This window comes from Pseudomonas sp. SA233 (assembly GCF_054792385.1).
Genome location: NZ_CP096449.1, coordinates 5128538 through 5144928 on the forward strand (window position 1 = coordinate 5128538; position 16391 = coordinate 5144928).

Below are 16391 nucleotides of genomic sequence, written 5' to 3' on the forward strand. Positions count from 1 at the left end.
CGTCAGCCTTTGATTACTTGACGACGACCTTGCCCTTCATCATCGAGATGTGGCCCGGGAAGGTGCAGAAGAAGCTGTAGTCGCCACCGGCTTCCAGCTTGGTAGCGTCGAACTTCACCTCGGTCTCCTTCTCAGGAGCACCAATCATCTTGGTGTGGGCGATGATCGCGGCGTTGTCAGCCTTGATGTAGTCCTTTTCCAGACCCTGGCTCATGCCTTCGGTGGCAATGCCCTGCATGTCGGCAGTCTTGCTGATCACCAGGTTGTGGCCCATGACGTTCTTCGGCAGGTTACCGGAGTGGGTCAGTTTGACGGTGAATTCCTTGCAGCTCTTGTCGACGGTGATTTCTTTGGTGTTGTAGGACATCTGGTCGGTGGAGTCGACAGTCACCGAGCACTCGGCTGCGAAGACAGAAGCGCTGGCGAGGGTCAGCAGGGATACCGCTACAGCTTTCGCAAACATCATGAATCTCCTTGGCAGGGTTTTATCAATTGCGAGACTGCCTGAAACCGTTCAGCCCCTTGCTGATATGGGTCAAGGGGCTGTCAAGAGGCCAGCCAGTAGAATTGTTCAATGGATTGTATACAACCAATTCAAGGGCACATCATGCCCTTTTATTGGACGATGGGACAACCTCTCATTTAGGAGCAATACGAAATGACCCTTGGTAGCCTGATGAACAGCCTGCTGGCGGCCTACGCCCATGGAGCGACCGGCGCCATCTGCGAATTCTCCCGACCGGAGTGAAACCAGCCTTGGAACTGTAGGACATGGGCCTTACCCTGTCAGCCTGAGTGACTGGAGATGAGCAATGCCCGTACGTTCCGTTTGTGTGTTCTGCGGCGCCAGCATTGGTGCCAACCCCGCTTACCGTGAAGCAGCCATCGCGCTTGGCCAGGCGATAGCCCGTCGCGGCCTGACCCTGGTCTATGGCGGCGGCGCAGTTGGCCTGATGGGCACCGTCGCTGACGCGGCCATGGCGGCCGGTGGCGAAGTGATCGGAATCATCCCCGAGAGCCTGATGAATGCCGAAATCGGCCACAAGGGCCTCAGCCGCCTGGAAGTGGTCGACGGCATGCACGCGCGCAAGGCACGCATGGCCGAACTGAGCGACGCCTTTATCGCCCTGCCCGGTGGGCTGGGTACGCTGGAGGAGTTGTTCGAGGTATGGACCTGGGGGCAATTGGGCTATCACGCCAAGCCGCTGGGGCTGCTGGATGTGAACGGTTTCTACGAGAAGCTGGGCGGGTTCCTCGACCATATCGTCGAAGAAGGCTTCGTGCGGCCGCAGCATCGGGCGATGTTGCTGCTGGGGCAGCAGCCCGATGAGCTGCTGGACGGGATGGACAGCTTTGTTGCGCCGGTGGCGCCGAAGTGGGTCGACAAGAAGCCCGACTAAACCTGTAACAGGGGCTGCTTTGCAGCCCGATCGCCGGCAAGCCGGCTCCCACAAGTACAGTGCAAGCCTTGGGCTTTGTGCAAATCCTGTGTGTGGGCTTGCCGGCGATTGGGCCGCAAAGCGGCCCCCGAGATCAGCGCGGGATCACTGGCTGACGCGGCTTCTTGTTGCCTTTGCCACCCTTGGCCGCTTCCTTGCGCTCCTTGGCCGCCTGCTGGTTACGTGCAAACGCTTCGGCCTTGGCTTTTTCACGCTTGTCCCACGGTTTGCTGCCATCACTGCCACGCGGCGGCAGGCCGGTGTGCTGGGTAAGGACCTTTTGCTCCTTGCCCACCTTGTGGCTACCCGCCGGGGTCGAGTTCTTGCGGCGAGCACTCTGGTAGGTATCGGTCTGCGGCTGGTGCAGCGGGATCAGCTGGTGCTTGCCCGGCCCGATCAGGTCGGCACGGCCCATGCGCTGCAGCGCCTCACGAAGCATCGGCCAGCCCTTCGGATCGTGGTAACGCAAGAACGCCTTGTGCAGACGACGCTGCTCCTCGCTCTTGACGATCTCCACACCCTCGCTCTTGTAGGTCACCTTGCGCAGCGGGTTCTTGCCCGAGTGGTACATGGCCGTGGCCGAAGCCATCGGCGACGGGTAAAACGCCTGCACCTGGTCGGCACGGAAGCCGTTGCCCTTCAGCCACAGGGCCAGGTTCATCATGTCTTCGTCGGTGGTGCCTGGGTGGGCGGCGATGAAGTACGGGATCAGATACTGCTCCTTGCCCGCCTCTTTCGAGAACTTCTCGAACATGCGCTTGAAGCGGTCATAGGTGCCAATACCCGGCTTCATCATCTTGTCCAGCGGGCCACGCTCGGTGTGCTCAGGGGCAATCTTCAGGTAACCACCGACATGGTGGGTGACCAGCTCCTTGACGTACTCCGGCGACTCCACCGCCAGGTCATAACGCAGGCCAGAGGCAATCAGGATCTTCTTCACACCCGGCAGGGCACGAGCCTTGCGGTACAGCTCGATCAGCGAGCTGTGGTCGGTGTTGAGGTTTTCGCAGATGCCCGGGAATACGCACGACGGCTTGCGGCAGTGCTTCTCGATGTCATGGCTCTTGCAGGCGATGCGGTACATGTTGGCAGTCGGGCCGCCAAGGTCGGAGACCACGCCGGTGAAGCCCGGCACCTTGTCACGCATCTCTTCGATTTCGTGCAGGATCGACTCGTGCGAGCGGTTCTGGATGATGCGGCCTTCGTGCTCGGTGATCGAGCAGAAGGTGCAGCCACCGAAGCAGCCACGCATGATGTTCACCGAGAAGCGGATCATCTCGTAGGCCGGGATGCGCTCCTTGCCGTAGGCCGGGTGCGGCACACGGGCATAGGGCATGCCGAACACGTAGTCCATTTCCTCGGTGCTCATGGGGATGGGTGGCGGGTTGAACCACACATCCACTTCGCCATGCTTCTGTACCAGGGCGCGGGCGTTGCCCGGGTTCGTCTCCAGGTGCAGCACCCGGTTGGCATGGGCATAGAGTACCGGGTCGTTACGCACCTTTTCGAACGACGGCAGGCGGATCACCGACTTTTCCCGGGTCATGCTCGGGCTGTCGAGAATCTGTACGACCTTGGCTTCGTTCGGGTCCTCCTGGTCGCCCTTGGCCTGCTCGATGGCACATGCCTGGGTGTCCTGGGTATTCACGTACGGGTTGATGATCTTGTCGACGCGGCCCGGGCGGTCGATGCGGGTCGAATCGATCTCGTACCAGCCCTGAGGCGTGTCGCGACGCACGAAAGCAGTGCCGCGCACATCGGTGATGGTCTCGATCTTCTCGCCGTTGGACAGGCGCTGGGCCACCTCGACCACCGCGCGCTCGGCGTTGCCGAACAGCAGGATGTCGGCGCTGGCGTCGATCAGGATCGAGTGACGGACCTTGTCCTGCCAGTAGTCGTAGTGGGCGATGCGGCGCAGCGAAGCCTCGATGCCGCCCAGTACGATCGGCACGTGCTTGTAGGCTTCCTTGCAACGCTGGCTGTACACCAGGCTGGCACGGTCCGGACGCTTGCCGGCCAGGCCACCAGGGGTGTAGGCGTCGTCAGAACGGATCTTCTTGTCCGCGGTGTAGCGGTTGATCATCGAGTCCATGTTGCCCGCGGCCACACCGAAGAACAGGTTCGGCTCGCCGAGCTTCATGAAGTCGTCTTTCGACTGCCAGTTCGGCTGGGCGATGATGCCTACGCGGAAGCCCTGTGCCTCCAGCAGGCGGCCGATGATGGCCATGCCGAACGACGGGTGGTCGACGTAGGCATCACCGGTCACGATGATGATGTCGCAGGAATCCCAGCCGAGCAGATCCATCTCCTCCCTGCTCATCGGCAGGAAAGGTGCTGGCCCGAAACATTCGGCCCAGTACTTGGGATAGTCGTAGAGTGGTTTGGCTGCTTGCATGTCAGTGACCGGTTCTGGTGTGCAGGGAAATCGCGGGCGCGGAATATAGCACAAATTTTGACCAAATCCGACGATGGTTGTCGGATTCATGGCTTGCCGGCGATGAGGCCGGTGGCTTATTCGTCGTCGTCGAAGTTGTACATGCCCGGTGCAAGGTTCTCGAAGCGGGTGTACTTACCGATGAACGCTAGCCGCACGAAGCCGATCGGGCCGTTACGCTGTTTACCGATGATGATTTCCGCCACCCCCTTGTGTTCGGTCTCGGGGTGGTACACCTCATCGCGGTAGACGAACATGATCACGTCGGCGTCCTGCTCGATCGCACCGGATTCACGCAAGTCGGAGTTCACAGGGCGTTTGTTCGGGCGCTGTTCCAGGGAGCGGTTCAGCTGCGACAGGGCGATGACCGGGCAGTTGAATTCCTTGGCCAAAGCCTTGAGCGAGCGGGAGATCTCGGAAATCTCGTTGGTCCGGTTGTCACCGGCCGAGCCCGGGATTTGCATCAGCTGCAGGTAGTCGACCATGATCATGGCGATTTCGCCGTGCTCGCGGGCCAGACGACGGGTACGCGCGCGCATTTCAGAGGGGCTGATACCGGCAGTATCGTCGATGAAAAGCTTGCGGTCGTTGAGCAGGTTCACCGCCGAGGTCAGGCGCGGCCAGTCATCGTCGTCCAGCTGGCCGGAACGCACTTTGGTCTGGTCGATACGGCCAAGGGACGAGAGCATACGCATGATCAGCGATTCACCTGGCATCTCGAGGGAGAACACCAGTACCGCCTTGTCGGTACGCAGTACGGCGTTTTCCACCAGGTTCATGGCGAAAGTGGTCTTACCCATCGACGGTCGGCCGGCGACGATGATCAGGTCGGCTGGCTGCAGGCCGCTGGTCTTCTCGTCGAGGTCGGTGAAACCGGTGGATACGCCGGTGATGTCACTGTCGGAGTTGAACAGCGTGTCGATGCGGTCGATGGCCATGGTCAACAGTTCGTTGACCCCAACCGGGCCGCCGGTTTTCGGGCGAGCCTCGGCGATCTGGAAGATCTGCCGCTCGGCGTCGTCGAGAATTTCTTCGGCGTTGCGCCCTTGCGGGTTGAACGCATTGTCGGCGATATCGGTACTGATGCTGATCAGCTGGCGCAGGGTGGCGCGCTCGCGAATGATCGCGGCGTAGGCCTTGATGTTGGCCACCGACGGGGTGTTCTTGGCCAGCTCGGCCAGGTAAGCCAACCCACCGACTTGCGAAGAAAGGCCTTCCTTGTCCAACTGCTCGTGCAGCGTCACCACGTCGAATGGCTGGTTGGCGTCGGCCAACTTGTGCACGGCACGGAAGATCAGGCGGTGGTCATGCCGGTAGAAGTCGCCATCCGATACCTGGTCCAGCACCCGCTCCCAGGCGTTGTTGTCCAGCATCAGGCCACCGAGCACGGCCTGTTCGGCCTCGATGGAATGCGGCGGCACCTTCAGGGCTGCGGTTTGCAGGTCAAGCTGTTCGGAAGTGGTGATCTCGTTCATGGCCACGAAAGAATTCTGGAGGATGAAAAAGACAAAGGGCACGGCCTGTCGAAAACAGGACCGTGCCCGATGTTAACCGCCTGCCCCACAAGGAGCCAGACAGTCAGCGCAGCTTAGGCAGCTACGACGACCACGCGTACGGTGGCTTCAACGTCGCTGTGCAGGTGCACGGCTACGTCGTATTCGCCAACCTGACGGATGGTGCCGTTCGGCAGACGAACTTCAGCCTTGGCCACTTCAACGCCGGAGGCGGTCAGGGCGTCAGCGATGTCGTGGGTGCCGATCGAACCGAACAGCTTGCCTTCGTCGCCAGCGGTGGCAGTGATGGTCACTTCCAGCTCGGCCAGTTGGGCAGCGCGGCTTTCAGCCGAAGCTTTCTTGTCAGCAGCTGCTTTTTCCAGCTCGGCGCGACGCTCTTCGAACGCAGCCAGGTTGGCGGCGTTGGCAACGGTGGCCTTGCCGAATGGCAGCAGGAAGTTACGGCCGTAACCAGCCTTAACTTTTACTTTGTCGCCCAGGTTGCCCAGGTTAGCGACTTTTTCCAGCAGGATCAGTTCCATTTGGTAAAACCTCTTAACTTTTAACCTTCACCGTTCGCGGAGTCATTCCCCTTGGGGGACTTGCGACCGCGAAAATCAATCAGGCTGTCGACAATGGCCAGAACCACCAGCAACGGATAAATCAGCTGCATGATCAGCGGCAACGTCACGTACATGCCCACCAGCCAGAAACCGGCCAGTCGCCCCTGTGCCACCAGCCCGTGCATCAAGGCGATGCCGGCCAGCACCAGTACCAGGCTCGAGGCCGATGCCAGGACGATGAACTGCGGCCCGATGAACGGGGCCACCACCATCACTGCCACCAAGACCGCCATGGTCTGTTTCGGCAACTTCAGGGCGCGAAACTCGCGACCGAAGCCTCCAGGGTTGTACAACGCTGCCTGCCAGTAGCGCGCCAGCACCAAGGCCAGCACACTGAACAATTGCACCGTCACTGCTGTGGAAGCGACCAGCACAGGGCGGATCAGCTCACCGGAGAGCACCGGCTGCCCCTCGATTTTCGGCATGGCTTCGGCAAAGGCCTTGGCCAGTACATCGAAGGTTTGCGCCAGCGCCAGATCGAGCACGAGGCTGAAAGCCACGGCGAACACGGCACTGACCAGCAACACCCGGCTCCAGGGATGCTCGGCGCGCAACAGCGCAGCCAAGCCCAGGGCACCCGCGATCACCAGAAAGGTGATGGGATCGCCCATGACCCACACGGCCAGCCCGGCCAGCAGGCCGCCGGCGATGACCGTTGTAGCATCCTTGAACCCACGCCGCAGCAGCACAAGGCTGCCGGCAGCGGCACTCAACCAGAACAGCAGCGGCAGTACCGCGCTGATGACCACCACCAGGGTGGCCTGCACACGACCGCGCATGATGAAACTTGCTAACGCTCGCATGCTAATCCCTTACTGCTTGTCGACGACCCGGTCTCAGCGGCCGTGGCTGTCGGTGTAGGGCAGCAGGGCCAGGAAGCGGGCGCGCTTGATAGCGGTAGCCAGCTGACGCTGATAACGAGCTTTGGTACCGGTGATACGGCTTGGAACGATCTTGCCGGTTTCGGATACGTAAGCTTTCAGGGTGTTGAGATCTTTGAAGTCGATCTCTTTCACGTCTTCAGCAGTGAAGCGGCAGAATTTACGACGACGGAAGAAACGTGCCATTTAATAGGCTCCTCTAAAGGTCCGTGGATTACTCGTCAGCGTTATCGCTGGAGTCGCTGTCATTGCTGTCGTCGCCGTCGGCGGATTCAGCATGCTCAGGACGCTCACGACGCTCACGGCGCTCGCTGCGGTTTTCTTCAGCCTTCAGCATCTCGGACTGGCCGGTAACGGCTTCGTCACGACGGATGACCAGGTTACGGATAACGGCATCGTTGTAGCGGAAGTTGTCTTCCAGCTCGGCCAGGGCCTTGCCGGTGCACTCAACGTTCAGCATCACGTAGTGAGCCTTGTGAACATTGTTGATTGCGTAGGCCAGTTGACGACGGCCCCAGTCTTCCAGGCGGTGGATCTTGCCACCATCTTCTTCGATCAGCTTGGTGTAACGCTCAACCATGCCGCCGACTTGCTCGCTCTGGTCCGGGTGAACCAGGAAGATGATTTCGTAATGACGCATGAATGCTCCTTACGGGTTAGTAGTCTGCCAGCGAATCTGGTCAGACAAGGAGTGAATGACACTGTATGTCTTGCACGGAGGGGAGGCACATGAGCGCCTGCCAGCTCGGCAAGGGGCGCAATTGTAGAGAAGGCGAGGCATACAAGCAAGGTGATTGGTGAATATTTGAACAGCCTGAAACACATTACAGACTGCCGGCCCTTTCGCGGGTAAACCCGCTCCCACAGATACCCCACAGTGCTTAGGCCTTGTGCGATCCCTGTGGGAGCGGGTTTACCCGCGAAGAGGCCGGTACAGGCTGAAGATCAGCGCTTGGCCTGACGCTGACGCACAGCCTCGAACAGGCACACGCCAGTCGCCACCGACACGTTCAGGCTGCTGACACTACCGCCCATCGGCAACTTCACCAGGAAATCGCAATGCTCGCGGGTCAACCGGCGCATGCCCTTGCCTTCCGCGCCCATGATCATCACCAACGGCCCGGTCAGGTCCTGCTGGTAGATCTCCTGCTCGGCCTCGCCGGCGGTACCTACCACCCACAGGCCACGCTGCTGCAGTTTTTCCAGGGTGCGCGCCAGGTTGGTCACGGCCACCAGCGGGATCACCTCCGCCGCGCCGCAGGCCACCTTGCGCACGACCGGCGTCAGGGTTGCGGACTTGTCCTTGGGCACCACCACTGCCGTGGCACCGGCGGCATCGGCGGTACGCAGGCAGGCGCCAAGGTTGTGCGGGTCGGTCACGCCATCCAGCACCAGGATCAGCGGGGGTGTTTCGGTGCGTTCGAGCAACTCCTCGAGCATCAACTCGCCCCAGACCTGGCTCGGGCTCACCTCGGCGACCACACCCTGGTGCACGCCTTCTACCCAGGCATCCATCTCACGACGCTCGGCCTGGCCGACCGCCACGCGATTTTCCGCAGCCAGCGCCAGCAACGCCTGCAGGCGAGGCTCGCTGCGCCCTTCCGACAGCCAGATCTGCTTGACCCGCTTCGGATGGTGCTGCAGCAATGCCTGCACGGCGTGCACGCCGTAGATCTTTTCCAGCTGACTCATGACTTGCTCTTGCTCTTGCGTGGCGCGCCGGACTTCGACGGGCCTTTACGGTGCTTGGTCGGCTTGCCGGAGGCCTTGCCACCCTTGTCCGACTTGCTGCTGGCATGGCCGCCACTGCGCGCCTCGCTCATCAGCGCCTTCTTCATTTCGCGGCTCTTGCGCACTTCGGCGTTACGCTGCACAGCGTCTTTCGGGAAGTACGCCTCGGCGGTCTCGCTCTTGCGGCTGCGCGGCTTCGGTGTGGCCTTGGCCTCGACCGGGGCCTGCTCGGCCTGGCCGGCAGCCGGTGCGGCACCACGCTGCTTGCGGCCGATCGGGGCGGCGAGGGTCTTTTCCGACACTTCGAAGTCGATCTTGCGTTCGTCCAGGTCGACGCGCATGACCTTGACCTCGATCGTGTCGCCCAGTCGGAAGCTGCGACCGGTACGCTCGCCAGACAGGCGGTGGTGCACCGGGTCGAAGTGGTAGTAGTCACCCGGCAGCGCACTGACGTGCACCAAGCCTTCCACATAGATATCGGTCAGCTCGACGAACAGGCCGAAACCGGTTACCGCAGTGATCACACCCGGGAAGGTTTCGCCGACGCGGTCCTTCATGAACTCACACTTGAGCCAGTTGACCACGTCACGGGTGGCTTCATCGGCCCGGCGCTCGGTCATCGAGCACTGCTCGCCGAGCTGCTCGAGGGTGTTCTCGTCGTACGGGTAGATACGCGCCTTGGGAATGCTCATGGCGCCAGCACGCTTGACGTGCGGGGTGTCGACCCTGGAACGGATGATGCTGCGGATGGCGCGGTGCACCAGCAGGTCCGGGTAGCGACGGATCGGCGAGGTGAAGTGGGTGTACGCCTCGTAGTTCAGGCCGAAGTGGCCGTTGTTGTCGGTGCTGTACACCGCCTGGCTCAGCGAACGCAGCATCACGGTCTGGATCAGGTGGAAGTCCGGGCGCCCGGCGATGCTCGCCAGCAGTGCCTGGTAATCCTTCGGCGACGGGTCCTTGCCCTTGTGCAGGGTCAGGCCCAGTTCGCCCAGAAAGGCGCGCAGCTTTTCCAGACGCTCCGGCGGCGGGCCGTCGTGGACGCGGTACAGGGCCGGCACCCCATGCTTCTGCAGGAATTCGGCGGTGGCCACGTTGGCCGCCAGCATGCATTCTTCGATCAGCTTGTGGGCGTCGTTGCGCACGGTCGGGCGGATTTCCGCGATCTTGCGCTCGTCACCGAAGATGATGCGGGTTTCCTGGGTCTCGAAGTCGATCGCGCCACGGGTGTGACGGGCCTCCACCAGCACCTTGTACAGGTTGTACAGGTTCTTCAGGTCCGGGACGACTGCCTTGTACTCCTCGCGCAGCGCCTTGCCCTCACGGGTGCGGGAGTGCTCGAGCATGCTGCTGACCTTGTTGTAGGTCAGGCGGGCGTGGGAGTGGATGACGCCTTCGTAGAACTGGTAGTCGACCATCTGGCCGGCTTTGTTCATGGTCATTTCGCAGACCATGGCCAGGCGATCGACATGCGGGTTCAGCGAGCACAGGCCGTTGGACAGCTCTTCGGGGAGCATCGGTACCACGCGCTCGGGGAAGTACACCGAGTTGCCGCGCTGCTGGGCCTCGACGTCCAGGGCCGAACCCAGGCGCACATAGCTGGACACGTCGGCAATGGCCACATACAGGCGCCAGCCACCGGAGAACAGGCGCAGCTTGCCCAGCGGCTCGCAATAGACGGCATCGTCGAAGTCGCGGGCGTCCTCGCCGTCGATGGTGACGAACGGCAGGTGGCGCAGGTCGACGCGCTTCTCCTTGTCCTTCTCTTCGACTTCGGAGCGGAACTTGCGCGCTTCCTTGATCACCTCTTTGGGCCAGACGTGCGGGATATCGTAGCTGCGCAGGGCAACGTCGATTTCCATGCCCGGCGCCATGTAGTTGCCGATGACCTCGACCACATCGCCTTGCGGCTGGAAGCGCGGGGTCGGCCAGTGGGTGATCTTGATCTCGACGAACTGGCCGATCTTGGCACCGCCGTTGCGCCCGGCAGTGACCAGCACTTCCTGCTGGATCTTCGGGTTGTCCGGGGTCACGTAGCCGATACCGCCTTCTTCGAAGTAACGGCCGACCACGCTTTCGTGGGCGCGGGAGATGATTTCGACCAGCACGCCTTCACGGCGGCCACGGCGGTCGACGCCAGAGACGCGGGCCAGGCCGCGGTCACCGTCGAACACCAGGCGCATTTGCGACGGGCTGAGGAACAGATCTTCGCTGCCGTCGTCCGGAATAAGGAAGCCGAAGCCGTCGCGGTGACCGGAGACGCGGCCGCAGATCAGGTCCAGCTTGTCTACCGGGGCATAAGTGCCGCGCCGGGTATAGATAAGCTGGCCATCGCGCTCCATGGCACGCAGGCGGCGGCGCAGGGCTTCGATCTGGTCTTCGTCGTACAGACCGAACTCGGCCGCCAGCTCCTCGCGTGCGGCCGGTTCGCCACGGTCGGCGAGGCGCTGCAGGATCAGCTCACGGCTGGGAATGGGGTTGTCGTATTTTTCCGCTTCGCGAGCGGCCTCGGGATCGAGGGATTGCCAATCGGCCATCAGAAGGGGTTCACCTTGGGGTATATAGATAGGAATTCTGGCATAGGCGTATTGAAACCGGAAATGTCAGCCTTGGACAGCCCCACCGGCGTGTCTGGCGAGGACGAATAGGCCTGCGGAATCAACAAGTTGAATTTTTTGAAATTTTTTTTGCTTGGGGGGTTTACAGCCCCCCGGACCGTCCGTATAGTGCGCACCACAACGACGGACAACCCCGAAGTTGTAGTAGAGATGAGCGGCGCTGTAAAGCATCAAGTAATCTCGAATGTGTGCCCAGGTGGCGGAATTGGTAGACGCGCTGGTTTCAGGTATCAGTGGCTTAACGGCCGTGGAAGTTCGAGTCTTCTCCTGGGCACCAAATATTTTCAAGTAACAGATGACCAAGGATCTGTTACTACTGTGTGAAAGCGAACGATAGTCGCCTTCCTCAGATGATGTAAAGCTTTGCCCAGGTGGCGGAATTGGTAGACGCGCTGGTTTCAGGTATCAGTGACTTAACGGTCGTGGAAGTTCGAGTCTTCTCCTGGGCACCATACAAAAACCCACTAGCTTGCTAGTGGGTTTTTTCTTGCCTGCGATTTTTGTATCCCTCCTCTTTTCGGTCATAGGTGCAAACCTGTGCCGGCCTCTTCGCGGGCGCGCCCGCTCCCACAGAATCATCACAGGCCTTCCGGCTAGTGAAATACCTGACACCTTCAGACTCTTGCACCATGGTCTGACCATGAATTTCTCGTCACCCGGCCACTTGAGAAACGATTTCGTTTACCATTGTTTCCAAATATGTAGCCGTAAGCGAGGAAGTACCCGCATGACGATCCGCCCGCAACCGCTGATGCGTACCTTGGCCGCCGCCGTGCTGAGCCTGGCCATCGGCGCTCCGGCCGCCATGGCAGACGCACCGGTCACCCTGACCATGTACAACGGTCAGCACAAGGAAATCGGCGAGGCCATCGCCAAGGCCTACGAGGCCAAGACCGGCATCCACATCGATATCCGCAAGGGCAGCAGCAACCAGCTGGCCAGCCAGATCATCGAGGAAGGCGAACGCTCACCGGCCGACATCATCTACACCGAAGAGTCCCCTCCCCTGAACAACCTGGGCGAACTGGGCCTGCTGGCGAAGATCGACGACGCCACCGCGAACATGATGCCCAAGGAGTACGTTGGCGCCAACGGCACCTGGATGGGCATTACCGCCCGTACGCGCATCGTCGTGTTCAACCCGAAGAAGGTCGACGAGAAAGACCTGCCGACCACAGTGATGGACTTTGCCAACCCCGAGTGGGAAGGCCGCGTTGGCTATGTGCCCACCAGCGGCGCCTTCCAGGAACAGGCCGTGGCCATCCTGAAGATGCACGGGCGAGAAGCCACCGAAGAATGGCTGACCGGCCTGAAGGCATTCGGCAAGACCTACACCAACAACATGGTCGCCCTCAAAGCCGTGGAAAAAGGCGAAGTGGCTGCGGTACTGGTGAACAACTACTACTGGTATGCGCTGGAGCGCGAGCGCGGCAAGCTGGATACCAAGCTCTACTACCTGGCCGATGGCGATGCCGGCAACCTGGTCACCATTTCCGGCGCAGCCGTGGTCAAGGCCAGCAAGCACCCGAAAGAAGCCCAGGCGCTGCTCAACTGGATGGCCAGCGAAGAAGGCCAGCGCGTGATCACCCAGACCACCGCCGAGTACCCGCTGCACAAAGGCATGGTCTCCGACCGCGGCCTGAAGCCGTTCGAAGACCTGCGCCCACCGAAGATCTCACCAGCCGACCTGGGCAATGCCGAGGAAGCGATCGAGCTTGAGCGCGAGGTCGGCCTGCTCTGATGACTGCCGCCCTGTCCGAACCGGTGCCGGTTCGCTTCGTACCGCGCCGCAAGCGCCCCTCTGTCTGGGTGGTGCTGCCTGTGCTGTTCCTGGTAGCGATGAGCTTGCTGCCTTTGCTGTACGTTGCCATGAAAGCCTGGGAGGCCGGCTGGCGCGAAGCCTTGCACCTGCTGTGGCGGCCGTTTGTCTGGGGGCTGATGCGCAACACCCTGATGCTGATGGTCGGGGTGACGCTGACCTGCATGGTGGTCGGCCTGGCCCTGGCCTGGCTGCTGGAGCGCAGCAACCTGGCCGGCCGGCGGTTGTGGGGCGTGGTGCTGTGCCTGCCGTTCGCCGTGCCGTCGTTCGTCAGCAGCTTCACCTGGGTGTCGCTGAGCTCGGACTTCGAAGGGCTGGGCGGGGCGATCATGGTCATGGCCCTGTCCAAGTACCCACTGGTGTTCCTGCCGGTGGCCGCGACCCTGCGCAACCTCGATACCTCGCTGGAGGAATCGGCACGTACGCTGGGCTGCAGCCGCTGGGGCGTATTCATCAAGGTCACTCTGCCGCTGCTGTGGCCATCGATGCTGGGCGGCGCGCTGCTGATCGCCCTGCACATGCTGGTGGAGTTCGGCGCCTTGTCGATCCTCGGCTTGCAAACCTTCACCACGGCGATTTACCAGCAGTTCGAACTGGAGTTCAGCAATGCCAACGCGGCCATGCTGTCCGCCGTACTGTTGGCGATGTGCCTGGTGATGCTGTGGCTTGAACTGCGGGTACGTGGCAAGGCCCGTCACGTGCGCATCGGCCAGGGTGTGGCGCGGCGAGCACAACCGGTGCGGCTGCGTGGCTGGGCAGTGCTGGCGCAACTGTTCTGCGTGGGCCTGGCGGTGTTAGGCAGCGGTATCCCTCTGGCCATGCTTGGCTACTGGTTGAGCGTGGGTTCATCGGCGGCATTCCCAGTGGCAGCCATTTCCAAGGCGCTGTTCACCTCGTTGTCGGTGTCGCTGAGCGGCGCCGGCTTCTGCGTGCTACTGGCCCTGCCAATCAGCTTCCTGGTGGTGCGCTACAAGGGCCGCCTGGCAATTTGGGCCGAGCGCCTGCCATACCTGTTGCACGCCCTGCCCGGCCTGGTGATTGCCCTGACCCTGGTGTTCTTCGCCCTGCATTACGTGCCAGCGCTGTACCAGACCACGGCACTGTTGCTGCTGGCCTATGCGCTGCTGTTCCTGCCGCTGGCGCAGTCGCCGGTGCGCACCGCACTGAACAAGGCTTCACCTACCCTGGAGGAAGCGGCACGGACCTTGGGCGCAAGCAGCTTTGCCGCGTTCTGCCGGGTGACCCTGCCGATCATCTTCCCGGCCATGGCGGCAGCTTTTGCCCTGGTGTTCCTGGATGCCATGAAGGAACTGACAGCTACCTTGCTGCTCAGCCCGACCGGCATGACCACCCTGGCCACCGAGGTGTGGGCGCACACGGCCAACGTCGAGTTCGCGGCGGCAGCGCCTTATGCGGCGTTGTTGATTGTGGTTTCGGGGTTGCCGGTTTATCTGCTGACTACGCGGATGTATTTGAACAAGACTTGAAAGCTTGCCCAGGCCGCCATGCGGCCTGGGCATTAAGCCACTTGGGCAACTCACTTCTTGGACATGATCCGCAAGACCCGCAGAAACAGATTGATAATGTCTAGATACAGCGATGCAGCGCTGTCTATTGCATTATCCACGGTACGCTCAATCTGGTTCGCACGCCCCCAATCAACCCCGATATAGCCACAGAAGATCAGTGCAGTGATCCAATCCATTACCCCGAGATGGATACCGAATAACCAAACCTGCGCCAATTCAACGAAGATCACAGCTATCAAAGCTATGCATAATGACGCCTTGATGCGCTTGAAGAAGCGGGGGAATACAGACCCCAGCAACATCATGGTAACGGTTAGCAAGACGGTCGCCTGCAAGGCATTCACGATGTTTTCATGTGAGTACTTTGGGAGGACGATGACAAGCAGCAACCCGACCGGAATCACGATCAGGTTGTAGCCGAGGAAACTGTACAACGGCTTTTCAGATTTGAAGATGATCGCGACACCCGCTAACGCGGTGATCAGGTAACCAACCAGGAACAGCATCATGGGGATGGACCGAACAATATCGGGCGGCACCGTGATTACCAGATACCAGTTGACGAAGAAGCCCCACAGCAGCACTGCGCCGAGGATCAGATTGTAGATGCTCGCCGATATTTTATGATTGGTTCCGAGTCGATTGAAGGTTTCGTTCTCCAGCATGTCTGTTACGCCCCCTGGCGTCTATGCTTGTAAATACTGCCCGCGATAACGTGCGCTCAACGCCATCCGGCTAAGCACCTGCTGTTTCGCGGCGGCGGCGCCTTATGCGGCGTTGTAGATCGTGGCATCGGGTTACCGGTGTATTTGCTGACTATACGGATGTATTTGAATAAGGCGGAGAACGAGTCCAGACTGGTGACCAACCCGATTTCATTAATATATACCCGTCATCTCAGAAACCTTATCCAAACACAGAACATAGCCAGCAAGACAAAAAGCAGCACGTGAGCATGCCATAACCAAACCAGTAGCTTTTTAAGGCTTTGAGGGGCATTGCGGACATCTTCACTGTCCAACATACCTTTGCGAATGCAAAAACCCTTCATTGATAGCATCGCGGAAACTGACCCCAAACGCATAATCTGCCCAAGCATACCAGCACGGGCATACATTGCTTTGTTTCCCACAACCATGGGACTATTTGAGAAGCTTGCCTCGACCTTATCAAGGAAGCGGTATGCAATTACAATCCACGTTCCAAACATTAAAAATGGTGATGCAAACAAACACACTCCGAGCACCGCGACCTGCACATTGGTCATTACAGCACCTCATATAAAACTTCTCCAAGAAACTCGCCACCCATTTTTCCTAACGCCCCACCTACACTACCTCCAGCCACCCCGCCGAGCACCACGCAAGCGACAGCCCCTGCACCTGCTGTGATGCAGTTGATCAATCTCCTCTAGCGTTTTCTTGATAGCCTCAAGATGCTTGTTCCAGGCATCACTGGCTGCACCTGCACCTATAGACGCACGGGTCAACAAGCTCTGCAACAGGTCATAGTTCTCTAGGAAGAATCCATCGATTCCCCCTCCGTTCAACTCGATATCAAGGTGTATCCCAGCCGCCTTACCCATGAGAAAAGCTTCATGACTAGTGCAGGAGGGGGTGCTTGGATCACCCACGATCACGAGTTCGCCAGGGAAAACGACGCTATTGGCAATATGCGCATTCAACACATCAAACTTGACCCGCTGATTGGCCGACATCGGCGTGCCGGCCTTCAGCGACTCATACGATTGCGCCTGGAGATTGCACTTGCTCCACCGCCGCCGGCACCGTGCTGCCGGCGATCGGCGCAAACTCGCCTACCCACACA

General features: G+C 60.4%; 14 protein-coding genes, 2 tRNA genes and 1 pseudogene. 5 read left to right on the forward strand and 12 right to left on the reverse strand.

The genetic code is table 11. The annotated features are described in order from the left end of the window. Positions 1–13: 13 nt before the first annotated feature. The gene (azu, locus tag M1D87_RS23545) at positions 14–463 is read right to left on the reverse strand and encodes an azurin (RefSeq protein WP_015271990.1); all 450 of its coding nucleotides are present in this window, start codon (positions 461–463) and stop codon (positions 14–16) included. Positions 464–812: 349 nt separating this feature from the next. Here azu and M1D87_RS23550 point away from each other — a divergent pair, with 349 nt between their 5' ends. Next, entirely contained in the window at positions 813–1400 is a 588-nt protein-coding gene (locus tag M1D87_RS23550; RefSeq protein WP_023660590.1) for an LOG family protein, read from the forward strand. 133 nt (positions 1401–1533) lie between these two features. Here the strand turns inward: M1D87_RS23550 and M1D87_RS23555 are convergent, their stop codons facing one another. The 8 genes from M1D87_RS23555 to rnr form a co-directional block, all read right to left on the reverse strand. Next, positions 1534–3834, reverse strand: coding sequence for a YgiQ family radical SAM protein (locus M1D87_RS23555; RefSeq protein WP_013974417.1), 2301 nt, complete (start codon positions 3832–3834; stop codon positions 1534–1536). A 116-nt stretch (positions 3835–3950) separates the two neighbouring features. Next, a complete protein-coding gene (dnaB, locus tag M1D87_RS23560) occupies positions 3951–5348 on the reverse strand; it encodes a replicative DNA helicase (protein WP_015271992.1) in 1398 nt (465 codons plus the stop codon). A 113-nt stretch (positions 5349–5461) separates the two neighbouring features. Beyond that, positions 5462–5908 (reverse strand): 50S ribosomal protein L9, encoded by a 447-nt coding sequence (rplI, locus tag M1D87_RS23565; protein WP_003249568.1) that lies wholly within the window; start codon positions 5906–5908, stop codon positions 5462–5464. 20 nt (positions 5909–5928) lie between these two features. Continuing rightward, complete coding sequence (locus M1D87_RS23570) at positions 5929–6792, reverse strand: hypothetical protein (RefSeq protein ID WP_003259010.1); 864 nt, start codon at positions 6790–6792, stop codon at positions 5929–5931. Between the two features lie 33 nt (positions 6793–6825). Beyond that, positions 6826–7056: a 30S ribosomal protein S18 gene (gene rpsR / locus M1D87_RS23575; RefSeq protein ID WP_003249563.1), complete on the reverse strand. Its 231-nt coding sequence runs from the start codon at positions 7054–7056 to the stop codon at positions 6826–6828. Between the two features lie 28 nt (positions 7057–7084). Next, complete coding sequence (gene rpsF / locus M1D87_RS23580) at positions 7085–7510, reverse strand: 30S ribosomal protein S6 (protein WP_013974420.1); 426 nt, start codon at positions 7508–7510, stop codon at positions 7085–7087. A gap of 305 nt (positions 7511–7815) precedes the next feature. Further along, complete coding sequence (rlmB, locus tag M1D87_RS23585) at positions 7816–8562, reverse strand: 23S rRNA (guanosine(2251)-2'-O)-methyltransferase RlmB (RefSeq protein ID WP_003259007.1); 747 nt, start codon at positions 8560–8562, stop codon at positions 7816–7818. Beyond that, positions 8559–11135 carry a ribonuclease R gene (gene rnr, locus M1D87_RS23590; RefSeq protein WP_015271993.1) on the reverse strand — a complete coding sequence of 859 codons (2577 nt, stop codon included), beginning with the start codon at positions 11133–11135 and terminating at the stop codon, positions 8559–8561. Before rnr ends, rlmB begins: the two co-directional genes overlap by 4 nt. Positions 11136–11406: 271 nt before the next feature. On the opposite strand from rnr, the gene M1D87_RS23595 reads away from it, so the two are divergent. The 4 genes from M1D87_RS23595 to M1D87_RS23610 all read left to right on the forward strand — a co-directional run bounded on the left by M1D87_RS23595 (position 11407) and on the right by M1D87_RS23610 (position 14522). Continuing rightward, a tRNA-Leu gene (locus M1D87_RS23595) sits at positions 11407–11493 on the forward strand. Positions 11494–11581: 88 nt separating this feature from the next. After that, a tRNA-Leu gene (locus tag M1D87_RS23600) sits at positions 11582–11668 on the forward strand. A 275-nt stretch (positions 11669–11943) separates the two neighbouring features. Continuing rightward, positions 11944–12957 (forward strand): extracellular solute-binding protein, encoded by a 1014-nt coding sequence (locus M1D87_RS23605; protein ID WP_013974422.1) that lies wholly within the window; start codon positions 11944–11946, stop codon positions 12955–12957. Next, a complete protein-coding gene (locus tag M1D87_RS23610) occupies positions 12957–14522 on the forward strand; it encodes an ABC transporter permease (RefSeq protein WP_123084746.1) in 1566 nt (521 codons plus the stop codon). Before M1D87_RS23605 ends, M1D87_RS23610 begins: the two co-directional genes overlap by 1 nt. A 50-nt stretch (positions 14523–14572) precedes the next feature. On the opposite strand, the gene M1D87_RS23615 is transcribed toward M1D87_RS23610, so the two are convergent. The 3 genes and pseudogenes from M1D87_RS23615 to M1D87_RS23625 all read right to left on the reverse strand — a co-directional run. Next, a complete protein-coding gene (locus M1D87_RS23615) occupies positions 14573–15229 on the reverse strand; it encodes a Bax inhibitor-1 family protein (protein ID WP_123084747.1) in 657 nt (218 codons plus the stop codon). Between the two features lie 227 nt (positions 15230–15456). Next, on the reverse strand, positions 15457–15831 hold the full coding sequence (locus M1D87_RS23620; protein ID WP_013974425.1) for a hypothetical protein: 375 nt from the start codon (positions 15829–15831) through the stop codon (positions 15457–15459). A 123-nt stretch (positions 15832–15954) separates the two neighbouring features. Beyond that, positions 15955–16374: pseudogene (locus M1D87_RS23625) on the reverse strand (hypothetical protein); the annotation flags it as partial. Between the last annotated feature and the right edge of the window lie 17 nt (positions 16375–16391).

What these genes read in the sequence shown, in the direction of transcription:
- azu (WP_015271990.1), bottom strand. Translation starts at nt 463, where the DNA reads ATGTTTGCGAAAGCTGTAGCGGTATCCCTGCTGACCCTCGCCAGCGCT.
- M1D87_RS23550 (WP_023660590.1), top strand. Translation starts at nt 813, where the DNA reads ATGCCCGTACGTTCCGTTTGTGTGTTCTGCGGCGCCAGCATTGGTGCC.
- M1D87_RS23555 (WP_013974417.1), bottom strand. Translation starts at nt 3,834, where the DNA reads ATGCAAGCAGCCAAACCACTCTACGACTATCCCAAGTACTGGGCCGAA.
- dnaB (WP_015271992.1), bottom strand. Translation starts at nt 5,348, where the DNA reads ATGAACGAGATCACCACTTCCGAACAGCTTGACCTGCAAACCGCAGCC.
- rplI (WP_003249568.1), bottom strand. Translation starts at nt 5,908, where the DNA reads ATGGAACTGATCCTGCTGGAAAAAGTCGCTAACCTGGGCAACCTGGGC.
- M1D87_RS23570 (WP_003259010.1), bottom strand. Translation starts at nt 6,792, where the DNA reads ATGCGAGCGTTAGCAAGTTTCATCATGCGCGGTCGTGTGCAGGCCACC.
- rpsR (WP_003249563.1), bottom strand. Translation starts at nt 7,056, where the DNA reads ATGGCACGTTTCTTCCGTCGTCGTAAATTCTGCCGCTTCACTGCTGAA.
- rpsF (WP_013974420.1), bottom strand. Translation starts at nt 7,510, where the DNA reads ATGCGTCATTACGAAATCATCTTCCTGGTTCACCCGGACCAGAGCGAG.
- rlmB (WP_003259007.1), bottom strand. Translation starts at nt 8,562, where the DNA reads ATGAGTCAGCTGGAAAAGATCTACGGCGTGCACGCCGTGCAGGCATTG.
- rnr (WP_015271993.1), bottom strand. Translation starts at nt 11,135, where the DNA reads ATGGCCGATTGGCAATCCCTCGATCCCGAGGCCGCTCGCGAAGCGGAA.
- M1D87_RS23605 (WP_013974422.1), top strand. Translation starts at nt 11,944, where the DNA reads ATGACGATCCGCCCGCAACCGCTGATGCGTACCTTGGCCGCCGCCGTG.
- M1D87_RS23610 (WP_123084746.1), top strand. Translation starts at nt 12,957, where the DNA reads ATGACTGCCGCCCTGTCCGAACCGGTGCCGGTTCGCTTCGTACCGCGC.
- M1D87_RS23615 (WP_123084747.1), bottom strand. Translation starts at nt 15,229, where the DNA reads ATGCTGGAGAACGAAACCTTCAATCGACTCGGAACCAATCATAAAATA.
- M1D87_RS23620 (WP_013974425.1), bottom strand. Translation starts at nt 15,831, where the DNA reads ATGACCAATGTGCAGGTCGCGGTGCTCGGAGTGTGTTTGTTTGCATCA.